A 16,517-nucleotide genomic window follows, 5' to 3' on the forward strand; every position below is an offset into this window, starting at 1 on the left:
GGTCAGGCTTTGAGATATTCGGATTTTCCACCCAACCAGCGCCCGACGTGCAGCCGGGCTTGCACCGGGTACTGATCCAACATGACCGGCGCCGCCTCGCGCGCCCAGTCCAGCAGCACGGTGTCGGTCGCCAGGTCGGCAAAGCGCAGCAGCGGCGCCCCCGACTGGCGCGCCCCCAAGAACTCGCCAGGCCCACGGATCTCGAGGTCGCGGCGAGCGATCTCAAAGCCATCGGCGGTCTCGGCCATGGCCCGCAGGCGCTCGCGCGCGGTCTCACCGAGGCGACCACTCTCGTTGGTGGCGTAGAGCAGCACGCAGGCCGACGCCGCCGCGCCGCGCCCGACCCGCCCGCGCAGCTGGTGCAGCTGGCTCAGGCCAAAGCGCTCAGCGTGTTCGATCACCATCAGCGAGGCGTTGGGCACGTCCACCCCGACTTCGATCACCGTGGTGCTGACCAGCACCCCCATCTCGCCGCGCGTGAACAGGTCCATCACCGCCTTCTTCTCGGCCGTGGGCATGCGTGAGTGCAGCAGACCGACCAGCACACCGGGCAGGGCATCGCTGAGGTCGGCGTGGGTGGCGGTGGCGTTGCTCAGGTCCAGCGCCTCGCTCTCTTCGATCAAGGGGCACACCCAATAGACCTGGCGGCCCTGGGCGATCTGGTCGGCAATGCGGGCCACCACCTCGTCGCGGCGGCTGTCGGAGACCAGCTTGGTCACGATCGGCGTGCGCCCCGGCGGCAGCTCATCGATGGTGGAGACGTCCAGGTCGGCGTAATAGCTCATCGCCAGGGTGCGCGGGATGGGCGTGGCGCTCATCATCAGCAGGTGCGGCTCGCGCCCGCTGCCATCGTCGAGCTTGCTGCGCAGCGCCAGGCGCTGGGCCACCCCAAAGCGGTGCTGCTCGTCGATCAGGGCCAGGGCCAGGTTCTTGAACTTGACCTGCTCCTGGATCACCGCATGGGTGCCCACCACCAGCGCGGCCTCGCCGCTCTCCACCAGGGCCAGGGCGGCCGTGCGTTCCTTCTTTTTCTGGGCGCCCGCCAGCCAGGCCACTTGCTTGCCCAGCGGCGCGAGCAGCGGCTCGAGCCAGCCCACCAGCTTGCCGAAGTGCTGCTCGGCCAGGATTTCGGTCGGCGCCATCAGCGCGCACTGCCAGCCCGCGTCGATGCAGATGGCCGCTGCCAGCGCCGCCACCACCGTCTTGCCCGAGCCCACATCCCCCTGCAGCAGGCGGTGCATGGGCACACCGCGCGCCAGGTCGCCCGCGATCTCCTCACAGACCCGGCGCTGTGCGGCGGTCAGGGCAAAGGGCAGCACGGCCAGCAGTTGCTCGTGCAACGACAGCACGCCGCGCTGGTGCAGGGGCTTGAGTGCCGGGGCGCGCAGGCGCGCGCGCTCGCGCTTGGACTCGAGTTGCGACAGTTGCTGCGCCAGCAACTCCTCGGCCTTGAGGCGCTGCCAGGCCGGGTGGCTGTGGTCCTCCAGTGCGGCCAGCGACACATCGGGCGTCGGGTGGTGCAAGAAGGACAGGGCCGAGCGCAGGTCGGACAGGCGCAGGAAGTCGATGCCCTGCAACACCGGGGCCGGGATGGTCTCGCTCAAATCCGCCCGCATCAGGCCCGACTGCACGGCTCGGCGCAGGTAGGGCTGGGGCAGTTGGGCCACGGTCGGGTAGATCGGGGTCAGCGCGGTGGGCAGTTCGCCCCCCGCCAGCCGGAACGCCGGGTGCAGCATCTGGCGCCCCCAGAAGCCGCCCTTGATCTCGCCACGCACGCGCAGCAGGGCGCCAACCGCCAGCGTCTTCTGGTGCGAGGGGTAAAAGCTGAAAAAGCGCAGCTCGCAGCTGCCGCTCTCGTCCTCCACCGTGACCACCAGTTGGCGGCGCGGGCGCAGGGTGATCTCGCTCTTGACCACCGTGGCCTCGATCTGCACCGTGTCGCCATCGCGCGCGTTGCGCAGCAGGGTGATGCGGGTCTCGTCCTCGTAGCGCAGCGGCAGGTGCAGGGCCAGGTCGATGTCGCGCGTCAGGCCCATTTTGATCAGCGCCTTCTGCGGCGGCGACAGCTCCCGGCTCGCGCCCGGGGTCGCGGGCGCAGCCGCCCCTGCGGTCTTGGCGCGGGCTTTGGCGGGGGCAGTGGGCGAGGTGGCCATACCTGTATTTTTACCCAGGGATTCAAAGCCTGGGCGCTTGGCATGAGAAAATCCCCGCCTTTCCCCCCTTGGCACGGGCCTGTCAGGCCCTCAAGCAACATGACTTCTGCCCCCTCCCGCTCGTTCACGCTCGCCGATTTCGACTTCGAGCTGCCCCCCGAACTGATTGCCCAACACCCCGCTGCCGAGCGCAGCGCCTCGCGCCTGCTGGACGGCCGCGCCGAGGCCCCCGCGGACCGCATCTTCCGGGAACTGCCCGGCCTGTTGCGCGCCGGCGACCTGCTGGTGTTCAACGACACCCAGGTCATCAAGGCCCGCCTGTTCGGCGAAAAAGCCACCGGCGGCAAGGTGGAACTGCTGGTCGAACGCGTGCTGCAAGACCACGAGGTGGTGGCCCACATGAAGGTCAGCAAAAAGCCGCCCGTGGGCAGCACGGTGCACATGGTGGGCGGTTTCAGCGCCACCCTGCTGGGCCGCTGGCCCGAGGAGGACGGCGCGCTGTTCCGCTTCCGCTTCAGCGGCGAGCCACACGCCCTGATGGCGGCCCACGGCCACGTGCCGCTGCCGCCCTACATCGAGCACGGCGATTCGGCCGAAGACGAACAGCGCTACCAGACCGTGTTCGCGCGCCACCCCGGCGCCGTGGCCGCCCCCACCGCGGCGCTGCACTTTGACCAGGCCTTGCTGGACCAGCTGACCGCCCAGGGCATCGAGCGCGCCAGCGTCACCCTGCATGTGGGCGCGGGCACCTTCCAGCCCGTCAAGACGGAGAACCTGGCCGAACACAAAATGCACAGCGAGTGGTACCAGGTGCCCCCCGCCACCCTGGCCGCGCTGGAGCGCTGCCGCCAGCGCGGAGGCCGCGTGGTGGCTGTGGGCACCACCACCGTGCGCACCCTGGAGTCCTGGGCCCAATCGGGCCAGACCACGGGCGACACGCAGATCTTCATCACCCCGGGCTTTGCGTTCCAGGTGGTCGATGTGCTGATCACCAACTTCCACCTGCCCAAGAGCACGCTGATGATGCTGGTCAGCGCGCTGGCCGGCTACGAACGCATCATGGGCCTGTACCAGCACGCGATCGCCCAGCGTTACCGCTTCTTCAGCTACGGTGACGCCATGCTGCTGGAGCGCCAGCGCACGGCCTGACGCGCCCCACCCGGGCGCACGCGGTTGCGCGGGCCCGGCCGACTGCCTTCCGGGCTGGCACGCGCCAGCCACCGGGGCCTGGTGCCCCGGACACCCCCCTCCTAAAATTCCGCCATGTTGAAATTTGACCTCCTCGCCACCGACCCCGACAGCCACGCGCGCCGGGGCACGCTCACGCTCAACCACGGCGTGGTGCAGACGCCCATCTTCATGCCCGTGGGCACCTATGGCACGGTCAAGGGCGTGATGCCGCGCAGCCTCGAAGACATGGGCGCGCAGATCATCCTGGGCAACACCTTTCACCTGTGGATGCGCCCGGGCCTCGACGTGATGCAGCGCTTCGGCGGCCTGCACCAGTTCGAAAAATGGAACAAGCCGATCCTGACCGACTCGGGCGGCTTCCAGGTCTGGAGCCTGGGCGCGATGCGCAAGATCAGCGAGGAAGGCGTCCGGTTCGCCAGCCCCGTGAACGGCGACAAGCTGTTCCTCACGCCCGAAGTCAGCATGCAGATCCAGACCGTGCTGAACTCCGACATCGTGATGCAGTTCGACGAGTGCACGCCCTACGAAACCAAGGGCCACCTGACCACCGAGCGCGAAGCCCGCACCTCGATGGAGCTGTCGCTGCGCTGGGCCCAGCGCTGCCAAACCGAATTCGCGCGGCTGGAGAACCCCAACGCCCTGTTCGGCATCGTGCAAGGCGGCATGTTTGAGAACCTGCGCGAAGAATCGCTGGCCACGCTGGTGGACATGGACTTCCCTGGCTACGCGGTGGGCGGCGTCAGCGTGGGCGAACCCAAGGACGAGATGCTGCGCATCATGGCGCACACCCCGCACCGGCTGCCCGCGCACAAGCCGCGTTACCTGATGGGGGTGGGCACGCCCGAAGACCTGGTCGAAGGCGTGGCCCAGGGCGTGGACATGTTCGACTGCGTGATGCCCACGCGCAACGCGCGCAACGGCACCATCTTCACGCGCTATGGCGACCTGAAGCTGCGCAACGCGCGCCACAAGAGCGACCCGCAACCGCTGGACGCCACCTGCACCTGCTATGCCTGCGCGGGCACCTCGGGCGTGGCCTGGGCCGACGGCGGGCGCGACGGTTTCAGCCGGGCCTACCTGCACCACCTGGACCGCTGCGGCGAGATGCTGGGCCCGATGCTGACCACCATCCACAACCTGCACTACTACCTGAACCTGATGCGCGAGGTGCGCGAATCGCTCGACGCGGGTCAGTTCAGCGCGTTCCGCGCCCGCTTCAAGAGCGAGCGCGCGCGCGGCGTCTAACGCGCTTGATTCGCCACCGATCGGTGGCGAATTCCGTGCAAAGCGGGACTTATTGCACGCTTCGGGCCTCGCCAGGCCGCGCGCTCGACAGTAAGCTGGCCGGCGGAGGATTCACCATGAACACCGAAGTCATCTGGCATTTTTTGAGCACACAAGGGGCTGAGTTCGGCCTCAAAGTCCTGGGGGCCATCGCGGCCTGGGTCATCGGCCGCTGGCTCATCAGCCTGACCGTGCAGTTGCTGGGCAAGGTCCTGGCGCGCGGCAGCCGGGTCGACGCCACGCTGGCGGAGTACCTCAAGTCCATCCTCAACGTGCTGCTGAACATCGTCCTGATACTCGCCATCCTGGACATTTTTGGCGTCAGCACCACCTCGTTCGCGGCCTTGCTGGCCGGTGCGGGCCTGGCCATCGGCACCGCCTGGGGCGGGCTGTTGACGCACTTCGCGGCGGGCATCTTCCTGCAGGTGCTGCGGCCCTACAAGGTGGGCGACTTCATCAACGCCGCCGGTGTCACCGGCACCGTCAAGGAACTGGGTCTGTTCGGCACCACCCTGGTCACGCCCGACAACGTGATGACCATCGTTGGCAACAACAAGGTGTTTTCGGACACCATCCAGAACTTCAGCAGCCTGCCGGTGCGCCGGGTCGACTGCCAGGCCAAGGTGGCCAATGGCGTGGATGTGCAAGACGCCATGGCCCGCTTGCGCCAGGCCGTGAGCGCGCTGCCCAACGTGGCTGCCGAGCCTGCGCCCGAGGTGGAGATCCTGCAGTTCACCGCCGAAGGCCCCCTGCTTTGCGTGCGCCCCTACACCCACACCCAGCACTACTGGCAGGTGTACTTCGACACCCACAAGGCTGTGGTCAACACCTTCGGCAGCGCCGGCTACCCGGTGCCCGAAACCCCGGTCGCCCACCGCACCCTGTGACCGCCTAAGCCCCTGCCGAGGGGGCGACCGGTCCCGCGGTCAGGCCCACCGGGAACGGCGCCACGGCGGCCGCCGAGGCCGCCCCCAGCGCGGGACCGGCCGCCGCCCCCGGGTGGCTTGCCGCAGCGGCGGGCCCCTCACTGGCGCGCGCCGGGCTGCCGCAGCTGTGGCAGTACTTGGAGAACGCGCTCTTGCGCGTCTGGCAGGGGCCACAGCGGTCGTGCAGGCCCATGCCGCAGTGCGGGCAGAAGTCGATGGCGGTGTTCTTCAGGTCCACCGGACGCTCGCAGCCGGGGCACACGCCCTTGGCCAACCGGGCCAGCGCCAGGTCGTAGTCCAGCACATCGCGGCGACGCAGGTCGGGCTGCGCTTCGGCCTGCTTTTGTGCGTCCAGGTAGCGCTGCAGCGCCAGGATGCCCTGGCGCCCCAGCAGCGCGGTGAGCACGATGCCGACCCCGTAGCGCACGTAGCCGCCGTAGCTGGGCAGGTACGGCACCAGCTCGACAAAAAAGGCCACCACGGCAAAGCCGATGAAGCCCCAGACAAAAGGCCACCAGCGGCTTTTGCGCTGCTTGGCAAACAACCAGGCGGCCACCGCCAACAAGGGCAGGGTCAGCGCCAGCCGGTACAGAAAAACCCGCAGCTCCTGGGCCCGCTGCGCCTTCTGGAAGGCCTCCTGGGCGCCGTTCTGCAGCGCATTCAGGGCCGCCTGGGCGCGGCTGGCGGCCTGGCGCGCGTCGAGTTCCGCCTGTTGCTGTTGCTCGACCTGGGCCAGGGCCTGGCGCTCCAGCGCCTTCAGGCCGTCGAGTTCGCTGGTGCGCCGCAGCAGCTCGGGGTCTTGCTCGGCCCGCGCGGTGGCGCGGCGCGTGGCCAGCCAGTGGTTGAAGGTTTCGCGCGCGCTCTGGCTGTCGGCCTGGGCCCGGGTGTGGGCCAGGCGGGCCTGGTCGAGCGCTTCACGCGCCTCGTCGCGGGCCCGGTTGGCGCGCTGGAGGTCGGCGCGTGCCGCGGCCGTGGCCGCCGGGTCCATGAACTGGTCCTGGTGCACCAGCACCTCGACCCGGGGCAGGTCGCTGACCAGCGCTCCGCCCAGCCCCGTGAGGAAGCTGCCAAACAAAAACGCCACGCCCCACAGGCCGCGGCGGAACCATTTTTCTGACAGGCGCAAAGACTGGGCCATGGCCAAACTCCCTCTCAACACCCCGGGGCGGTGCCGCCGGATGCCGGCCCCGCTGGCGCGGGGTCGCGGCCCCTCAGCACCGGACGAATGGTGATGATAAGGACGCCCGCCCCCCTGGGGAAGGCCTCAGCCTGCGAGGTCGAACTTGACGCCCTGCGCCAGCGGCAGCTCGGTCGAGTAGTTGATGGTGTTGGTGGCACGGCGCATGTAGGCCTTCCAGCTGTCGGAGCCGGCTTCGCGGCCGCCACCGGTTTCCTTCTCGCCACCAAATGCACCGCCGATCTCGGCCCCGCTGGGCCCGATGTTCACGTTGGCGATGCCGCAGTCCGAGCCCGTGGCCGAGACAAAGCGCTCGGCCTCGCGCAGGTCCAGCGTGAAGATCGACGACGACAGGCCCGCGCCCACCGCGTTGTTGAGCGCGATCGCCTCGTCCAGCGTCTGGTAGCGCAGCACGTACAGGATGGGGGCAAAGGTTTCGTGCAGCACCGGGCCGGTGTGGGCGGGCATCTCCACCAGCGCCGGGCGGGCGTACCAGGCGGCCGGGCCCGCCGCGGTCAGCACGCGCTCGCCCCCGTGCACGGTGCCCCCCTCGGCGCGGGCCGCGGCCAGCGCCTGCTGCATCGCGTTCCAGGCGGCCTCGTCAATCAGCGGGCCCACCAGGTGGCCAGGCTCGCGCGGGTCGCCCACGCCCACGCTGGCGTAGGCCCGCACCAGGCGCGGCACCAGGGTGTCGTAGATGGATTCATGCACCAACAGGCGGCGCAGCGTGGTGCAGCGCTGCCCCGCCGTGCCCATGGCCGCGAAGGCAATGCCGCGCAGCGCCAGGTCCAGGTCGGCCGACGGCGCCACGATGGCGGCGTTGTTGCCGCCCAGCTCCAGCAGCGCGCGCGCAAAACGGGCCGCCAGCTTGGGCGCCACGGCGCGCCCCATGGCGGTGGAGCCGGTGGCCGACACCAGGGGCACACGCGGGTCATCGACCAGGGCCGCCCCCGCATCACGCTCGCCGATCAGCAGGCTCAGCAAGCCCTCGGGGGCGTCGCCAAAACGGGCCAGCGCACGCTGCGCGATGGCGTGCGTGGCGAGCGCGGTGAGCGGGGTCTTCTCGGACGGCTTCCACACCACCGGGTCGCCGCACACCAGGGCCAGCGCCGCGTTCCACGACCACACGGCGACCGGGAAATTGAAGGCGGAGATGACGCCACAAACGCCCAGCGGGTGCCAGGTTTCCATCATGCGGTGCTGGGCCCGCTCGGTGGCCAGGGTCAGGCCATGCAACTGGCGCGACAGGCCGACCGCGAAATCGCAGATGTCGATCATCTCCTGCACCTCGCCCTCGCCCTCGGACGGGCTCTTGCCCACCTCCAGTGTGACCAGCTGGCCCAGCAGGGTCTTGGCCGCGCGCAGCTCTTCGCCCAGCAGGCGCACCAGCTCGCCCCGGCGCGGTGCCGGCACTTCGCGCCAGGCCAGGAAGGCACGCTGCGCCTGGTCCACCACCGCCCCCACCGAGTCGGCGGCTTGCAGCGCAACCTGGCCCAGCAGCTCGCCGGTCAATGGCGAGCGCACCGGCCAGCCCCCGGGCACCTGCACCTGGTCCAGCGGCACCCCCAGGGACTGCAGCAACTGGGTGGCCTGGGCCGCCACGCCCAAAGGCGCAGCCGCCGCAGCGGAAGAAGTAGCGGGGGAAACGGTCATGGCAAGTCCTGGTCTGCAAAGCCCGGGCGCAACGGCCCGGCGGTCAACACGCCCGGGCAGGCTGCCCGGCACAGGCGGCCGACTATCCAAGATGGCGCACGACTTGGCTATCGAATGTTTGGCAAGACTTGATGATCTTTATGCATCAAGTCGCGTCAAACACCAACGACCCCGTGTGTCACATGATGCGCTTCAGGCATCAGCCGAGCGGGGGCCGGCCGACTCGGGCCAGGGCTCGGCCAGGCTTTGCGAGGGCCGGCGCAGCACCGGGTCAAAGGGGTTGATGCGCGGCCCCAGCTGGGCCGCTTCGCGTTGCAGCAGGGCCACCACGGTGGGCAGGCGTTCGGGGTTGAGCCGGTCGGCGATGGTGCCCACGCTGAGCGCGGCCACCGGCCGCCCCTCGGCGCTGAGCACCGGCACCGCGACGCCAGCCATGCCGTCCAGCAGGCCGGTGTTGCGCCCCGCGTAGCCCAGTTGGCGCACGCGCTCGATTTCGGTGCGCAGGTAGACCTCGTCATAGACACCGAACTCGCGCACCCGCGACAGGTTGAAACGGATCACCTCCTCGCGCTCGTCTTCCGGCAGGAAGGCCAGGATGGCCAGCGCCCCCTGCCCCACCCCCAGCGCCACGCGCCCGCCAATGTCGCCCGTGAAGGAGCGGATCGGGAACGGCCCCTCGGCGCGGTCCAGGCAAACCGCGTCAAAGCCACTGCGGACCAGCAGAAACAGGGTGTCGCCGAGGCTGGCGCACAAGCGCAGCAGGGCCGGGCGGCACAGCGCCCGCAGGCCGCCGGTGTTGCCGGCCTGCGCCGCCAGCGCAAAGAAGTCGACGCTCAGGCGGTACAGCTTGCTGCGCTCGTCCTGCTCGACCATGCCCTCGGCCACCAGGGCCTGCAGCAGGCGGTGCGTGGTGGCCTGGGTCAGGCCCACGCTCTGCGCCAGATGGGTGACGCGCGCACCTTCAGGGGGCACCCGGCTCAGGGCCCGGATCACGGCAAACACGCGCGGCACGCCGCCGCTGGCTGGTTCTGGAGTGCTCATCTTCACCTCGGTGGAATTCTGGGCAGATTATCCCGCGAATGATTTCATTGAATGGAATATTTTAAATAAATCTTCCGTTTAATGGAATTCACCATTGTTTCTGGCCCGACCTTTGCAATAGAGTGAAAAAAAGCAGGCCCCTTCATTCACCCTCTTTTGAATCCGCTGCCAAAGGCTCAGACGATGTCTTTTCTGCAACTGCACGAGGTGTGCAAAAACTACGGTTCCACCCCGGCCGTGTCCTCGCTCAACCTGAGCGTGGACAAGGGCGAGTTCATCTCCCTGCTCGGCCCCTCGGGCTGCGGCAAGACCACCACGCTGCAAATGATTGCGGGCATCGAGGCGGTGACCGCGGGGCGCATCGTGCTCAACGGGCAGGACATCACCCACACCAAAACGCACCAGCGTGGCCTGGGCATCGTGTTCCAGACCTACGCGCTGTTTCCGCACATGACGGTGGCCGACAACGTGAGCTTCGGCCTTGAAATGCGCCGCTGCCCGCCGGCCGAGCGGCGCGAGCGTGTGCAGGCCGCCCTGGCCCTGGTGCACCTGGACCAGCATGGCCAGCGCTACCCGCGCGAGTTGTCGGGCGGCCAGCGCCAGCGCGTGGCACTGGCGCGCGCCCTGGTCATCGAGCCCCCGGTGCTGCTGCTGGACGAACCGCTGTCCAACCTGGACGCCAAGCTGCGCGAGGAGATGCAGTTCGAACTGCGCCGCATCCAGCGCCGTGTCGGCACCACCACGGTGATGGTCACGCACGACCAGAGCGAAGCGCTGTCGGTGAGCGACCGCGTGGTGGTCATGGAGGCCGGCCGCATCACCCAGGTGGCCGAGCCGCTGGCGGTGTACGAACACCCAGGCAACCGCTTCATTGCCACCTTTGTGGGCAAGGCCAACCTGCTGCCCGGCACCGTGCTGGAGGACGAGGCCGGGCTGGTGGTGCAGGTCGGCGCGCTGCGCCTGCCGCTGTCGGGCCCGGTGTTCGCGGCCGGCAGCGCCGTGCTGATGGGCCTGCGGCCCGAGAAGCTGCAGCTCTGCCCCGCAGGCCAGGGTCGCGTGCCGGGCCGGGTGGAGGAATGCTTCTTCCTGGGCAGCCAGTGGCTGTACCGCCTGGCCACGCCGCTGGGCGATCTGATGCTGCTGGCCCCCAACAATGGCAGCACCGCGCTCAGCGTGGGCAGCGAGGCCGGGGTCGACTGGCCCGACCACGCGCTGCGCCTGCTGCCCGCGGGCAGCGCCGCCACCGCCGGAGCGCTGGCATGAAACGCAGCACGCCCTGGCTGCTCAGCGCGCCGGCGCTGTGCCTGTTCGTCACCCTGCTGGTGACGCCGCTGCTGCTGACCGCGCTGCTGTCTTTCAATGGCTTTGACCCCAACACCGGGGTCAAGGACGGCGAGTACACGCTGGCCCACTACGCCACGGTGTTCACCGACAGCTATTACCTGGGCATCTTCTGGCGCACCTTCTGGACCGCCGGCCTGACGACCCTGATCTGCGTGCTGATCGGCACCCCGCAGGCCTATGTGCTGAGCCGCATGGGCAGCCCCTGGCGCTCCATCTTGCTGCTGGTGGTGCTGGCCCCCTTGCTGGTGTCGGTGGTGGTGCGGGCCTTCGGCTGGTCGATGCTGCTGGGCCCTGAGGGCCTGATCAACCAGGCGCTGATGGCGCTGGGCATCGGCCGCGTCAAACTGCTCTACACCGAGGCCGCGGTGCTGATCGCGCTGGTGCATGTGATGCTGCCCTTCATGATCATCCCGGTCTGGACCTCGCTGCAGAAGCTGGACCCGAGCGTGGCGCAAGCCGCCGCCTCGCTGCAGGCTGGGCCGTTCACCATCGCGCGGCGCATTGTCCTGCCGCAGGTGCTGCCGGGCATCTTGTCAGGCAGCCTGATCGTGTTCGGGCTGGCCGCCAGCTCGTTTGCCATCCCCGGCCTGCTGGGCGGGCGGCGCCTGAAGATGGTGGCCACCATCGTCTACGACGAGTACCTGCACGAACTCAACTGGCCCCAGGGCGCCGCCGTGGCGCTGACCCTGCTGGTGGCCAACCTGATCGTGATGCTGAGCTACAACCGCCTGCTGGAGCGGCGCTACCAGAAAGCCCTGGGGTAAATCACCATGTCCCAATCAAGCCACAGCCCGGGCCGCAACGGCCCCATCGCCCTGGTCTTCAATGCGCTGGTGGTCAGCTTCATGCTGGCCCCGCTGCTGATCGTCTGCGTGGTCGCCTTCACGCCCGAGAACACCCTGACGCTGCCCACGCACAGCCTGTCGCTGCGCTGGTTCGAGGCGGTGTTCGAGCACCCCGACTTTGTGCAGTCGTTCTGGAACAGCCTGTGGCTGGCCCTGGGCTCGGCCACGCTGTCAACGGCGCTGGCGGTGCCGGCCGCGATGGCGCTGACGCGCTACCAGTTCCCGGGCCGCGACCTGCTCAACGGCCTGTTCCTGTCGCCGCTGATCATTCCCCACCTGGTGCTGGGCGTGGCGCTGTTGCGCCTGTCCAACCTGGTCGGTGGCTCCGGCAGCTTTGGCTTCCTGCTGCTGGCCCACGCACTGGTGGTGACGCCGTACACGCTGCGCCTGGTGGTGGCCTCGCTGGTGGGCTTTGACCGCAGCATCGAGCAAGCCGCCCTGTCGCTGGGCGCCACGCCGGCACGCACCTTCTGGCGCGTCACCGTGCCGATGATCCTGCCCGGCGTCAGCGGCGGCTGGCTGCTGGCCTTCATCAACAGCTTTGACGAAGTCACCATGTCGATCTTCGTCACCTCGCCCGCCACCGTGACCCTGCCGGTGCGCATGTACATGTACGCGACCGAATCCATCGACCCGTTGATGGCCGCGGTGTCGGCCTTGATGGTGGGCGTGACCGCGTTGGCCATGCTGGTGCTGGACCGCCTCTACGGGCTCGACAAGGTCTTGGTCGGAGGCAGCAAATGAACCCCCATGCCCTGAAGAAAACCGGCCCTGGCCTGTTGCACCGCGTGACTGAACTGGCGCGCGAACCGGTGCCGCTGCACATTGACGGCCAGCCCTGCACGGCGCTGGCCGGCGACACCGTGCTGACCGCCCTGCTGACCCAGCGCACGCTGCTGCGGCAAAGCGACTTCAGCCTGGAGCCACGCGCGGGCTTCTGCCTCATGGGTGCCTGCCAGGACTGCTGGGTCAGCACCGAAGACGGCCAACGCCTGCGCGCCTGCGCCACCCCGGTCAGCCCCGGCCTGCGGGTGCTGACCCGTCGCCCCCAAGGACCCGCATGAGCACCGCCCCCCAACCCCCGGTGGCCGACGACCTGCCGCCCGTGATCGTTGGTGCCGGCCCGGCCGGCATCCGCGCCGCACAAACCCTGGCCGCCCATGGCCTGCGGCCCATCGTGCTCGACGAAGGGCGCCGCGGTGGTGGCCAGATCTACCGCCAGCCGCCCCCCGGCTTTGCGCGCGACGCCCAGGCCCTGTACGGCTTTGAAGCCAACCGAGCGCAGGCGGTGCATGCGGCGCTGAACGACAACCTGAGCCGCATCGACTACCGCCCCGAGCGCCTGGTCTGGAACGCGGGCCCGGGCTGGCTCGAGGTGCTGCACCAGGACCGCAGCCAGCGCCTGCCGTGGCGCGACGTGATCGTGGCCACCGGCGCCACCGACCGCATCCTGCCGCTGCCCGGCTGGACCCTGCCCGGCGTCTACAGCCTGGGCGGGGCCCAGGTGGCGCTCAAGGCGCAGGGCTGCACCATTGGCCAGCGCGTGGTGCTCATGGGCACCGGCCCGCTGCTCTACCTGGTGGCCTACCAGTACGCGCGCGCCGGTCGCGGCCACGGCGTCAGCGTGGCCGCCGTGCTGGACACCGCCCAGTGGCGCGACAAGCTGGCCGGCACCCCCGGCTTGCTGAGCCAACCCGCCACCCTGGCCAAAGGCAGCTACTACCTGGCCTGGCTGGTGGCCCATGGCGTGCCCGTGCACTGGGGCGTGCAGCTCGACCGCGTGCAAGGCCTGACCCAGGCGCAGGGCGTGCAATGGCGCGACCGCCACGGCCGCACACAACACACCGAATGCGATGCCGTGGCCCTGGGCTACGCCCTGCGCCCCGAAAGCCAGCTGGCCGACCTGCTGGACTGCCGCTTTCGGTTTGACGCGCTGAACCGGGCCCAGGTGCCCGAACGCGACCCCGCGGGCCGCAGCAGCGTGAGCGGCGTCTACCTGGCGGGCGATGGGGCGGGCATCCAGGGCGCCGACGCGGCCGAATGGGCCGGCGAACGGGCCGCCCTGGCGCTGCTGCAGGATCGGGGGCAGGCCGTCGACCCGGCCCGGGCGCACGCGCTGGAACAACGCCTGGCGCGGCTGCAACCCTTCCGCCAGGGCCTGGAACGGGCCTTTCCGTTCCCGGTGCACTGGGCGGCCCAGGCGCCCGACGAGCTGGTGGTCTGCCGCTGCGAAGAAATCACCGCCGGCGAGCTGCGCCGCCAGGTGCGCGACACCGGCGCGCCCGAAATGAACCGCCTGAAAGCCCTCAGCCGTGTGGGCATGGGCCGCTGCCAGGGCCGCATGTGCGGAGCCGCGGCGGCCGAGATCCTGGCCCATGCCAGCGGCCAGGACATTGCCCAGGTGGGCCGCCTGCGCGCCCAGGCCCCGCTCAAACCCCTGCCGCTGACCGTGGTCTGCGAGCCGGTCGACCCGGAGGCCCCATGACCCCCGCCAACGCCCCCCAAGCACACCCCCAACGGCTGGACTGCGATGTGGTCATCGTCGGCGGTGGCATCGTCGGCAGCTCGGCCGCCCTGGCGCTGGCCCGGGCCGGTCGCCGCGTGGTGCTGCTGGAGCGCGACCTCTGCGGCGCCCGCTCCAGTGGCGTCAACTACGGCGGCGTGCGCCGCCAAGGCCGCCCCCTGAACCAGCTGCCGCTGGCCCAGCGGGCGCACGCGATCTGGGGCCGCCTGCCCGAACTGCTGGGCACCGACGGCGAGTACCAGCGCAGCGGCCACCTCAAACTGGCGCGCAGCGAGGCGGACCTGGCCGCGCTGGCGCACTACCGAGAGCTGACCCGCGACTTCGACCTCGGCCTGCAACTGCTGGACCGCGCCGCCCTGCGCGCGCGCTGCCCGTGGTTGGGCGAACGCGCCGTCGGCGGCTCGCTGTGCCCCGAAGACGGGCAGGCCAACCCGCGCCTGGTGTCGCCCGCCTTTGCGCGCGCCGCCGCGCGCGCCGGGGCCCAGGTGCTCGAGCGCCAGGCCGTCACCACGGTCGAACACGGTGCGGCCGGCTTCGAGGTGCACACCCAGGCCGGCCTGCAGGTGCGTGCCGCGCAACTGATCAACTGCGCCGGGGCCTGGGCCGCGCCACTGGCCGCCCAGTTCGGCGAACCGGTGCCCCTGGTGTCGGGCCACCCGGCCATGGCGGTGACCGAACCGATGCCGTTCTTCATGCCGCTGAGCCTGGGTGTGGAGGGCGGCGGCATCTATGGCCGCCAGGTGCTGCGCGGCAACTTCGTGCTCGGCGGCGGCTCGGGGCTGGCGCTGGACCCGCTGCGCGCACGCAGCAGCCGAGAGGCCCTGAGCGGCCTGATGCAGCAGGCCATCGAGCTGCTGCCCGCGCTGCGCTCGGCCCACATCATCCGCACCTGGAGCGGCACCGAAGGCTACCTGCCCGACCGCCAACCGGTGCTTGGCCCCAGCCACCGCGTGCCCGGCCTGCTGCATGGCTTTGGCTTTGCCGGGGCCGGCTTCCAGATCGGTCCCGCGGCCGGTGAAGTGCTCGCTGAACTGGCCTGCAACGGCCGCAGCAGCACCCCCATTGACGCGTTTGACATCGCCCGTTTCAGCCCCCCGCCCAGCCAAGACTGAGCGCTTTTTTCACCCCCGTTGACCCAGGAGCCCCCATGAAAAAGACCTCTGCCCTCCCCGTGCGCTTTGGCGCGGTACTGGCGGCCACCAGCCTGCTGTGCGGCGCTGGTGCGGCCTTCGCCCAGACCAAGACGATCTACATCGGCATGAACGGCGGCACGATGGAGAAGGCGTACACCCAGTACGTGTTCCCGGCCTTCGAGAAGCTGCACGGCGCCAAGGTGGTGGTGGTGCCCGGCACCTCGTCCGACATCCTGGCCAAAGCCCAGGCCAACAAGGACAAGCCGCAGATGCACCTGATGTTCCTGGACGACGGCATCATGTACCGCGCCATCAACATGGGCCTGTGCGAAAAGCAGCAGCCCAGCCCGGTGCTCAACGACATCTACCCCGCCGCGCGCCTGAAGAACGACATGGCCACCGGCGTCAGCCTGGGCATGACGGGGCTGGCCTACAACAAGAAGATGTTCACCGAAAAAGGCTGGGCCGCACCCACCTCGTGGATGGACCTGGCCGACCCCAAGTACAAAGGCAAGGTGGTGTTCCAGTCGATGCCCTCGTCCACCTTTGGCCTGCACGGATTCCTGATGTTCAACCGCATCCAGGGCGGCACCGACAAGAACGTCGAGCCCGGCTTCAAGGCCTGGTCAGGCACCATCGGCCCCAATGTGCTGGAGTACATCCCGAGCTCGGCCAAGATCTCTGAAATGGTGCAGACCGGCGAGGCCGCGCTGTTCCCGCTGACCCCCACCGCGGTGGCCGCCCTCAAGACCAAGGGCATCCCGGTCGAGTACGCGCAGCCCAAGGAAGGCTCGGTGGTGCTGATGGTGGCGCAGTGCGTGATCGCCAAGAACAGCGAACCCGAGCTGGCCCAGAAACTCGCGCAGTTCCTGCTGTCGCCACTGGCCCAGGCCAATGTGCTGCAGTTCGGGGCCCAGATCCCGACCAACCCCAAGGCCCCGGTGGTGGGGGACGGCATCGAGCAGGTCAAGATGATCAATGGCTACATGAAGAATGCCGTCACGCTGGACTGGGACGCTGTCAACGAAGCCCGCCCGGCCTGGAACACCCGTTGGAACAAGACCATCGAGCGCTGAAGCCGCGCTCCCGCCGCCCGGGCCTCCCCCGGCGGCGGACCCACAAGAAAAAGGCCACCCGAAGGTGGCCTTTGTCAGGTGGGTCGCAACCGAACTGAAGATCAGTTCAGGGCCACCTTCTTGCCGTCCTTGTACGTGTACAGGGTGATGGCCGGGTTCTTCAGCTCGCC

Annotated in this window: 14 protein-coding genes; 10 read left to right on the plus strand and 4 right to left on the minus strand. The window is 69.5% G+C overall.

The window, feature by feature from the left end; translation table 11 throughout:
* Window positions 1-2: 2 nt before the first annotated feature.
* Entirely contained in the window at window positions 3-2,153 is a 2,151-nt protein-coding gene (recG, locus tag PSQ40_RS16855; protein ID WP_273953045.1) for an ATP-dependent DNA helicase RecG, read from the minus strand.
* A gap of 99 nt (window positions 2,154-2,252) precedes the next feature.
* Here recG and queA point away from each other — a divergent pair, with 99 nt between their 5' ends.
* The 3 genes from queA to PSQ40_RS16870 all read left to right on the plus strand — a co-directional run bounded on the left by queA (window position 2,253) and on the right by PSQ40_RS16870 (window position 5,515).
* On the plus strand, window positions 2,253-3,302 hold the full coding sequence (queA, locus tag PSQ40_RS16860; RefSeq protein ID WP_273953046.1) for a tRNA preQ1(34) S-adenosylmethionine ribosyltransferase-isomerase QueA: 1,050 nt from the start codon (window positions 2,253-2,255) through the stop codon (window positions 3,300-3,302).
* Window positions 3,303-3,416: 114 nt separating this feature from the next.
* Window positions 3,417-4,589, plus strand: a complete 1,173-nt coding sequence (gene tgt, locus PSQ40_RS16865; protein WP_273953047.1) for a tRNA guanosine(34) transglycosylase Tgt — start codon at window positions 3,417-3,419, stop codon at window positions 4,587-4,589.
* 116 nt (window positions 4,590-4,705) lie between these two features.
* Window positions 4,706-5,515 carry a mechanosensitive ion channel family protein gene (locus tag PSQ40_RS16870; RefSeq protein WP_273953048.1) on the plus strand — a complete coding sequence of 270 codons (810 nt, stop codon included), beginning with the start codon at window positions 4,706-4,708 and terminating at the stop codon, window positions 5,513-5,515.
* A 4-nt stretch (window positions 5,516-5,519) separates the two neighbouring features.
* Here the strand turns inward: PSQ40_RS16870 and PSQ40_RS16875 are convergent, their stop codons facing one another.
* The 3 genes from PSQ40_RS16875 to PSQ40_RS16885 all read right to left on the minus strand — a co-directional run bounded on the left by PSQ40_RS16875 (window position 5,520) and on the right by PSQ40_RS16885 (window position 9,425).
* Window positions 5,520-6,692: a zinc ribbon domain-containing protein gene (locus PSQ40_RS16875; protein ID WP_273953049.1), complete on the minus strand. Its 1,173-nt coding sequence runs from the start codon at window positions 6,690-6,692 to the stop codon at window positions 5,520-5,522.
* Window positions 6,693-6,818: 126 nt separating this feature from the next.
* Window positions 6,819-8,384 carry an L-piperidine-6-carboxylate dehydrogenase gene (amaB, locus tag PSQ40_RS16880; protein ID WP_273953050.1) on the minus strand — a complete coding sequence of 522 codons (1,566 nt, stop codon included), beginning with the start codon at window positions 8,382-8,384 and terminating at the stop codon, window positions 6,819-6,821.
* Window positions 8,385-8,576: 192 nt separating this feature from the next.
* Complete coding sequence (locus PSQ40_RS16885) at window positions 8,577-9,425, minus strand: IclR family transcriptional regulator (protein ID WP_273953051.1); 849 nt, start codon at window positions 9,423-9,425, stop codon at window positions 8,577-8,579.
* Window positions 9,426-9,608: 183 nt separating this feature from the next.
* On the opposite strand from PSQ40_RS16885, the gene PSQ40_RS16890 reads away from it, so the two are divergent.
* From PSQ40_RS16890 to PSQ40_RS16920, 7 genes are read left to right on the plus strand one after another with little or no spacing between them, the layout of a single operon-like run.
* A complete protein-coding gene (locus PSQ40_RS16890; RefSeq protein WP_273953052.1) occupies window positions 9,609-10,688 on the plus strand; it encodes an ABC transporter ATP-binding protein in 1,080 nt (359 codons plus the stop codon).
* Window positions 10,685-11,533 (plus strand): ABC transporter permease, encoded by an 849-nt coding sequence (locus PSQ40_RS16895; RefSeq protein ID WP_273953053.1) that lies wholly within the window; start codon window positions 10,685-10,687, stop codon window positions 11,531-11,533. The genes PSQ40_RS16890 and PSQ40_RS16895 overlap by 4 nt, the downstream gene beginning before the upstream one ends.
* 6 nt (window positions 11,534-11,539) lie before the next feature.
* Window positions 11,540-12,358 (plus strand): ABC transporter permease, encoded by an 819-nt coding sequence (locus PSQ40_RS16900; protein WP_273953054.1) that lies wholly within the window; start codon window positions 11,540-11,542, stop codon window positions 12,356-12,358.
* Window positions 12,355-12,678: a (2Fe-2S)-binding protein gene (locus tag PSQ40_RS16905; protein ID WP_273953055.1), complete on the plus strand. Its 324-nt coding sequence runs from the start codon at window positions 12,355-12,357 to the stop codon at window positions 12,676-12,678. The genes PSQ40_RS16900 and PSQ40_RS16905 overlap by 4 nt, the downstream gene beginning before the upstream one ends.
* Window positions 12,675-14,099, plus strand: coding sequence for an FAD/NAD(P)-dependent oxidoreductase (locus PSQ40_RS16910; protein ID WP_273953056.1), 1,425 nt, complete (start codon window positions 12,675-12,677; stop codon window positions 14,097-14,099). The genes PSQ40_RS16905 and PSQ40_RS16910 overlap by 4 nt, the downstream gene beginning before the upstream one ends.
* Window positions 14,096-15,250: an NAD(P)/FAD-dependent oxidoreductase gene (locus tag PSQ40_RS16915; RefSeq protein ID WP_273953057.1), complete on the plus strand. Its 1,155-nt coding sequence runs from the start codon at window positions 14,096-14,098 to the stop codon at window positions 15,248-15,250. Before PSQ40_RS16910 ends, PSQ40_RS16915 begins: the two co-directional genes overlap by 4 nt.
* A gap of 35 nt (window positions 15,251-15,285) precedes the next feature.
* Window positions 15,286-16,347 (plus strand): ABC transporter substrate-binding protein, encoded by a 1,062-nt coding sequence (locus PSQ40_RS16920; RefSeq protein ID WP_273953058.1) that lies wholly within the window; start codon window positions 15,286-15,288, stop codon window positions 16,345-16,347.
* Window positions 16,348-16,517: the final 170 nt, after the last annotated feature.

The organism is Curvibacter cyanobacteriorum (assembly GCF_028649475.1).
GTDB classification, from domain to species: Bacteria; Pseudomonadota; Gammaproteobacteria; order Burkholderiales; family Burkholderiaceae_C; genus Curvibacter; species Curvibacter cyanobacteriorum.

What these genes read in the sequence shown, in the direction of transcription:
- recG (WP_273953045.1), bottom strand. Translation starts at nt 2,153, where the DNA reads ATGGCCACCTCGCCCACTGCCCCCGCCAAAGCCCGCGCCAAGACCGCA.
- queA (WP_273953046.1), top strand. Translation starts at nt 2,253, where the DNA reads ATGACTTCTGCCCCCTCCCGCTCGTTCACGCTCGCCGATTTCGACTTC.
- tgt (WP_273953047.1), top strand. Translation starts at nt 3,417, where the DNA reads ATGTTGAAATTTGACCTCCTCGCCACCGACCCCGACAGCCACGCGCGC.
- PSQ40_RS16870 (WP_273953048.1), top strand. Translation starts at nt 4,706, where the DNA reads ATGAACACCGAAGTCATCTGGCATTTTTTGAGCACACAAGGGGCTGAG.
- PSQ40_RS16875 (WP_273953049.1), bottom strand. Translation starts at nt 6,692, where the DNA reads ATGGCCCAGTCTTTGCGCCTGTCAGAAAAATGGTTCCGCCGCGGCCTG.
- amaB (WP_273953050.1), bottom strand. Translation starts at nt 8,384, where the DNA reads ATGACCGTTTCCCCCGCTACTTCTTCCGCTGCGGCGGCTGCGCCTTTG.
- PSQ40_RS16885 (WP_273953051.1), bottom strand. Translation starts at nt 9,425, where the DNA reads ATGAGCACTCCAGAACCAGCCAGCGGCGGCGTGCCGCGCGTGTTTGCC.
- PSQ40_RS16890 (WP_273953052.1), top strand. Translation starts at nt 9,609, where the DNA reads ATGTCTTTTCTGCAACTGCACGAGGTGTGCAAAAACTACGGTTCCACC.
- PSQ40_RS16895 (WP_273953053.1), top strand. Translation starts at nt 10,685, where the DNA reads ATGAAACGCAGCACGCCCTGGCTGCTCAGCGCGCCGGCGCTGTGCCTG.
- PSQ40_RS16900 (WP_273953054.1), top strand. Translation starts at nt 11,540, where the DNA reads ATGTCCCAATCAAGCCACAGCCCGGGCCGCAACGGCCCCATCGCCCTG.
- PSQ40_RS16905 (WP_273953055.1), top strand. Translation starts at nt 12,355, where the DNA reads ATGAACCCCCATGCCCTGAAGAAAACCGGCCCTGGCCTGTTGCACCGC.
- PSQ40_RS16910 (WP_273953056.1), top strand. Translation starts at nt 12,675, where the DNA reads ATGAGCACCGCCCCCCAACCCCCGGTGGCCGACGACCTGCCGCCCGTG.
- PSQ40_RS16915 (WP_273953057.1), top strand. Translation starts at nt 14,096, where the DNA reads ATGACCCCCGCCAACGCCCCCCAAGCACACCCCCAACGGCTGGACTGC.
- PSQ40_RS16920 (WP_273953058.1), top strand. Translation starts at nt 15,286, where the DNA reads ATGAAAAAGACCTCTGCCCTCCCCGTGCGCTTTGGCGCGGTACTGGCG.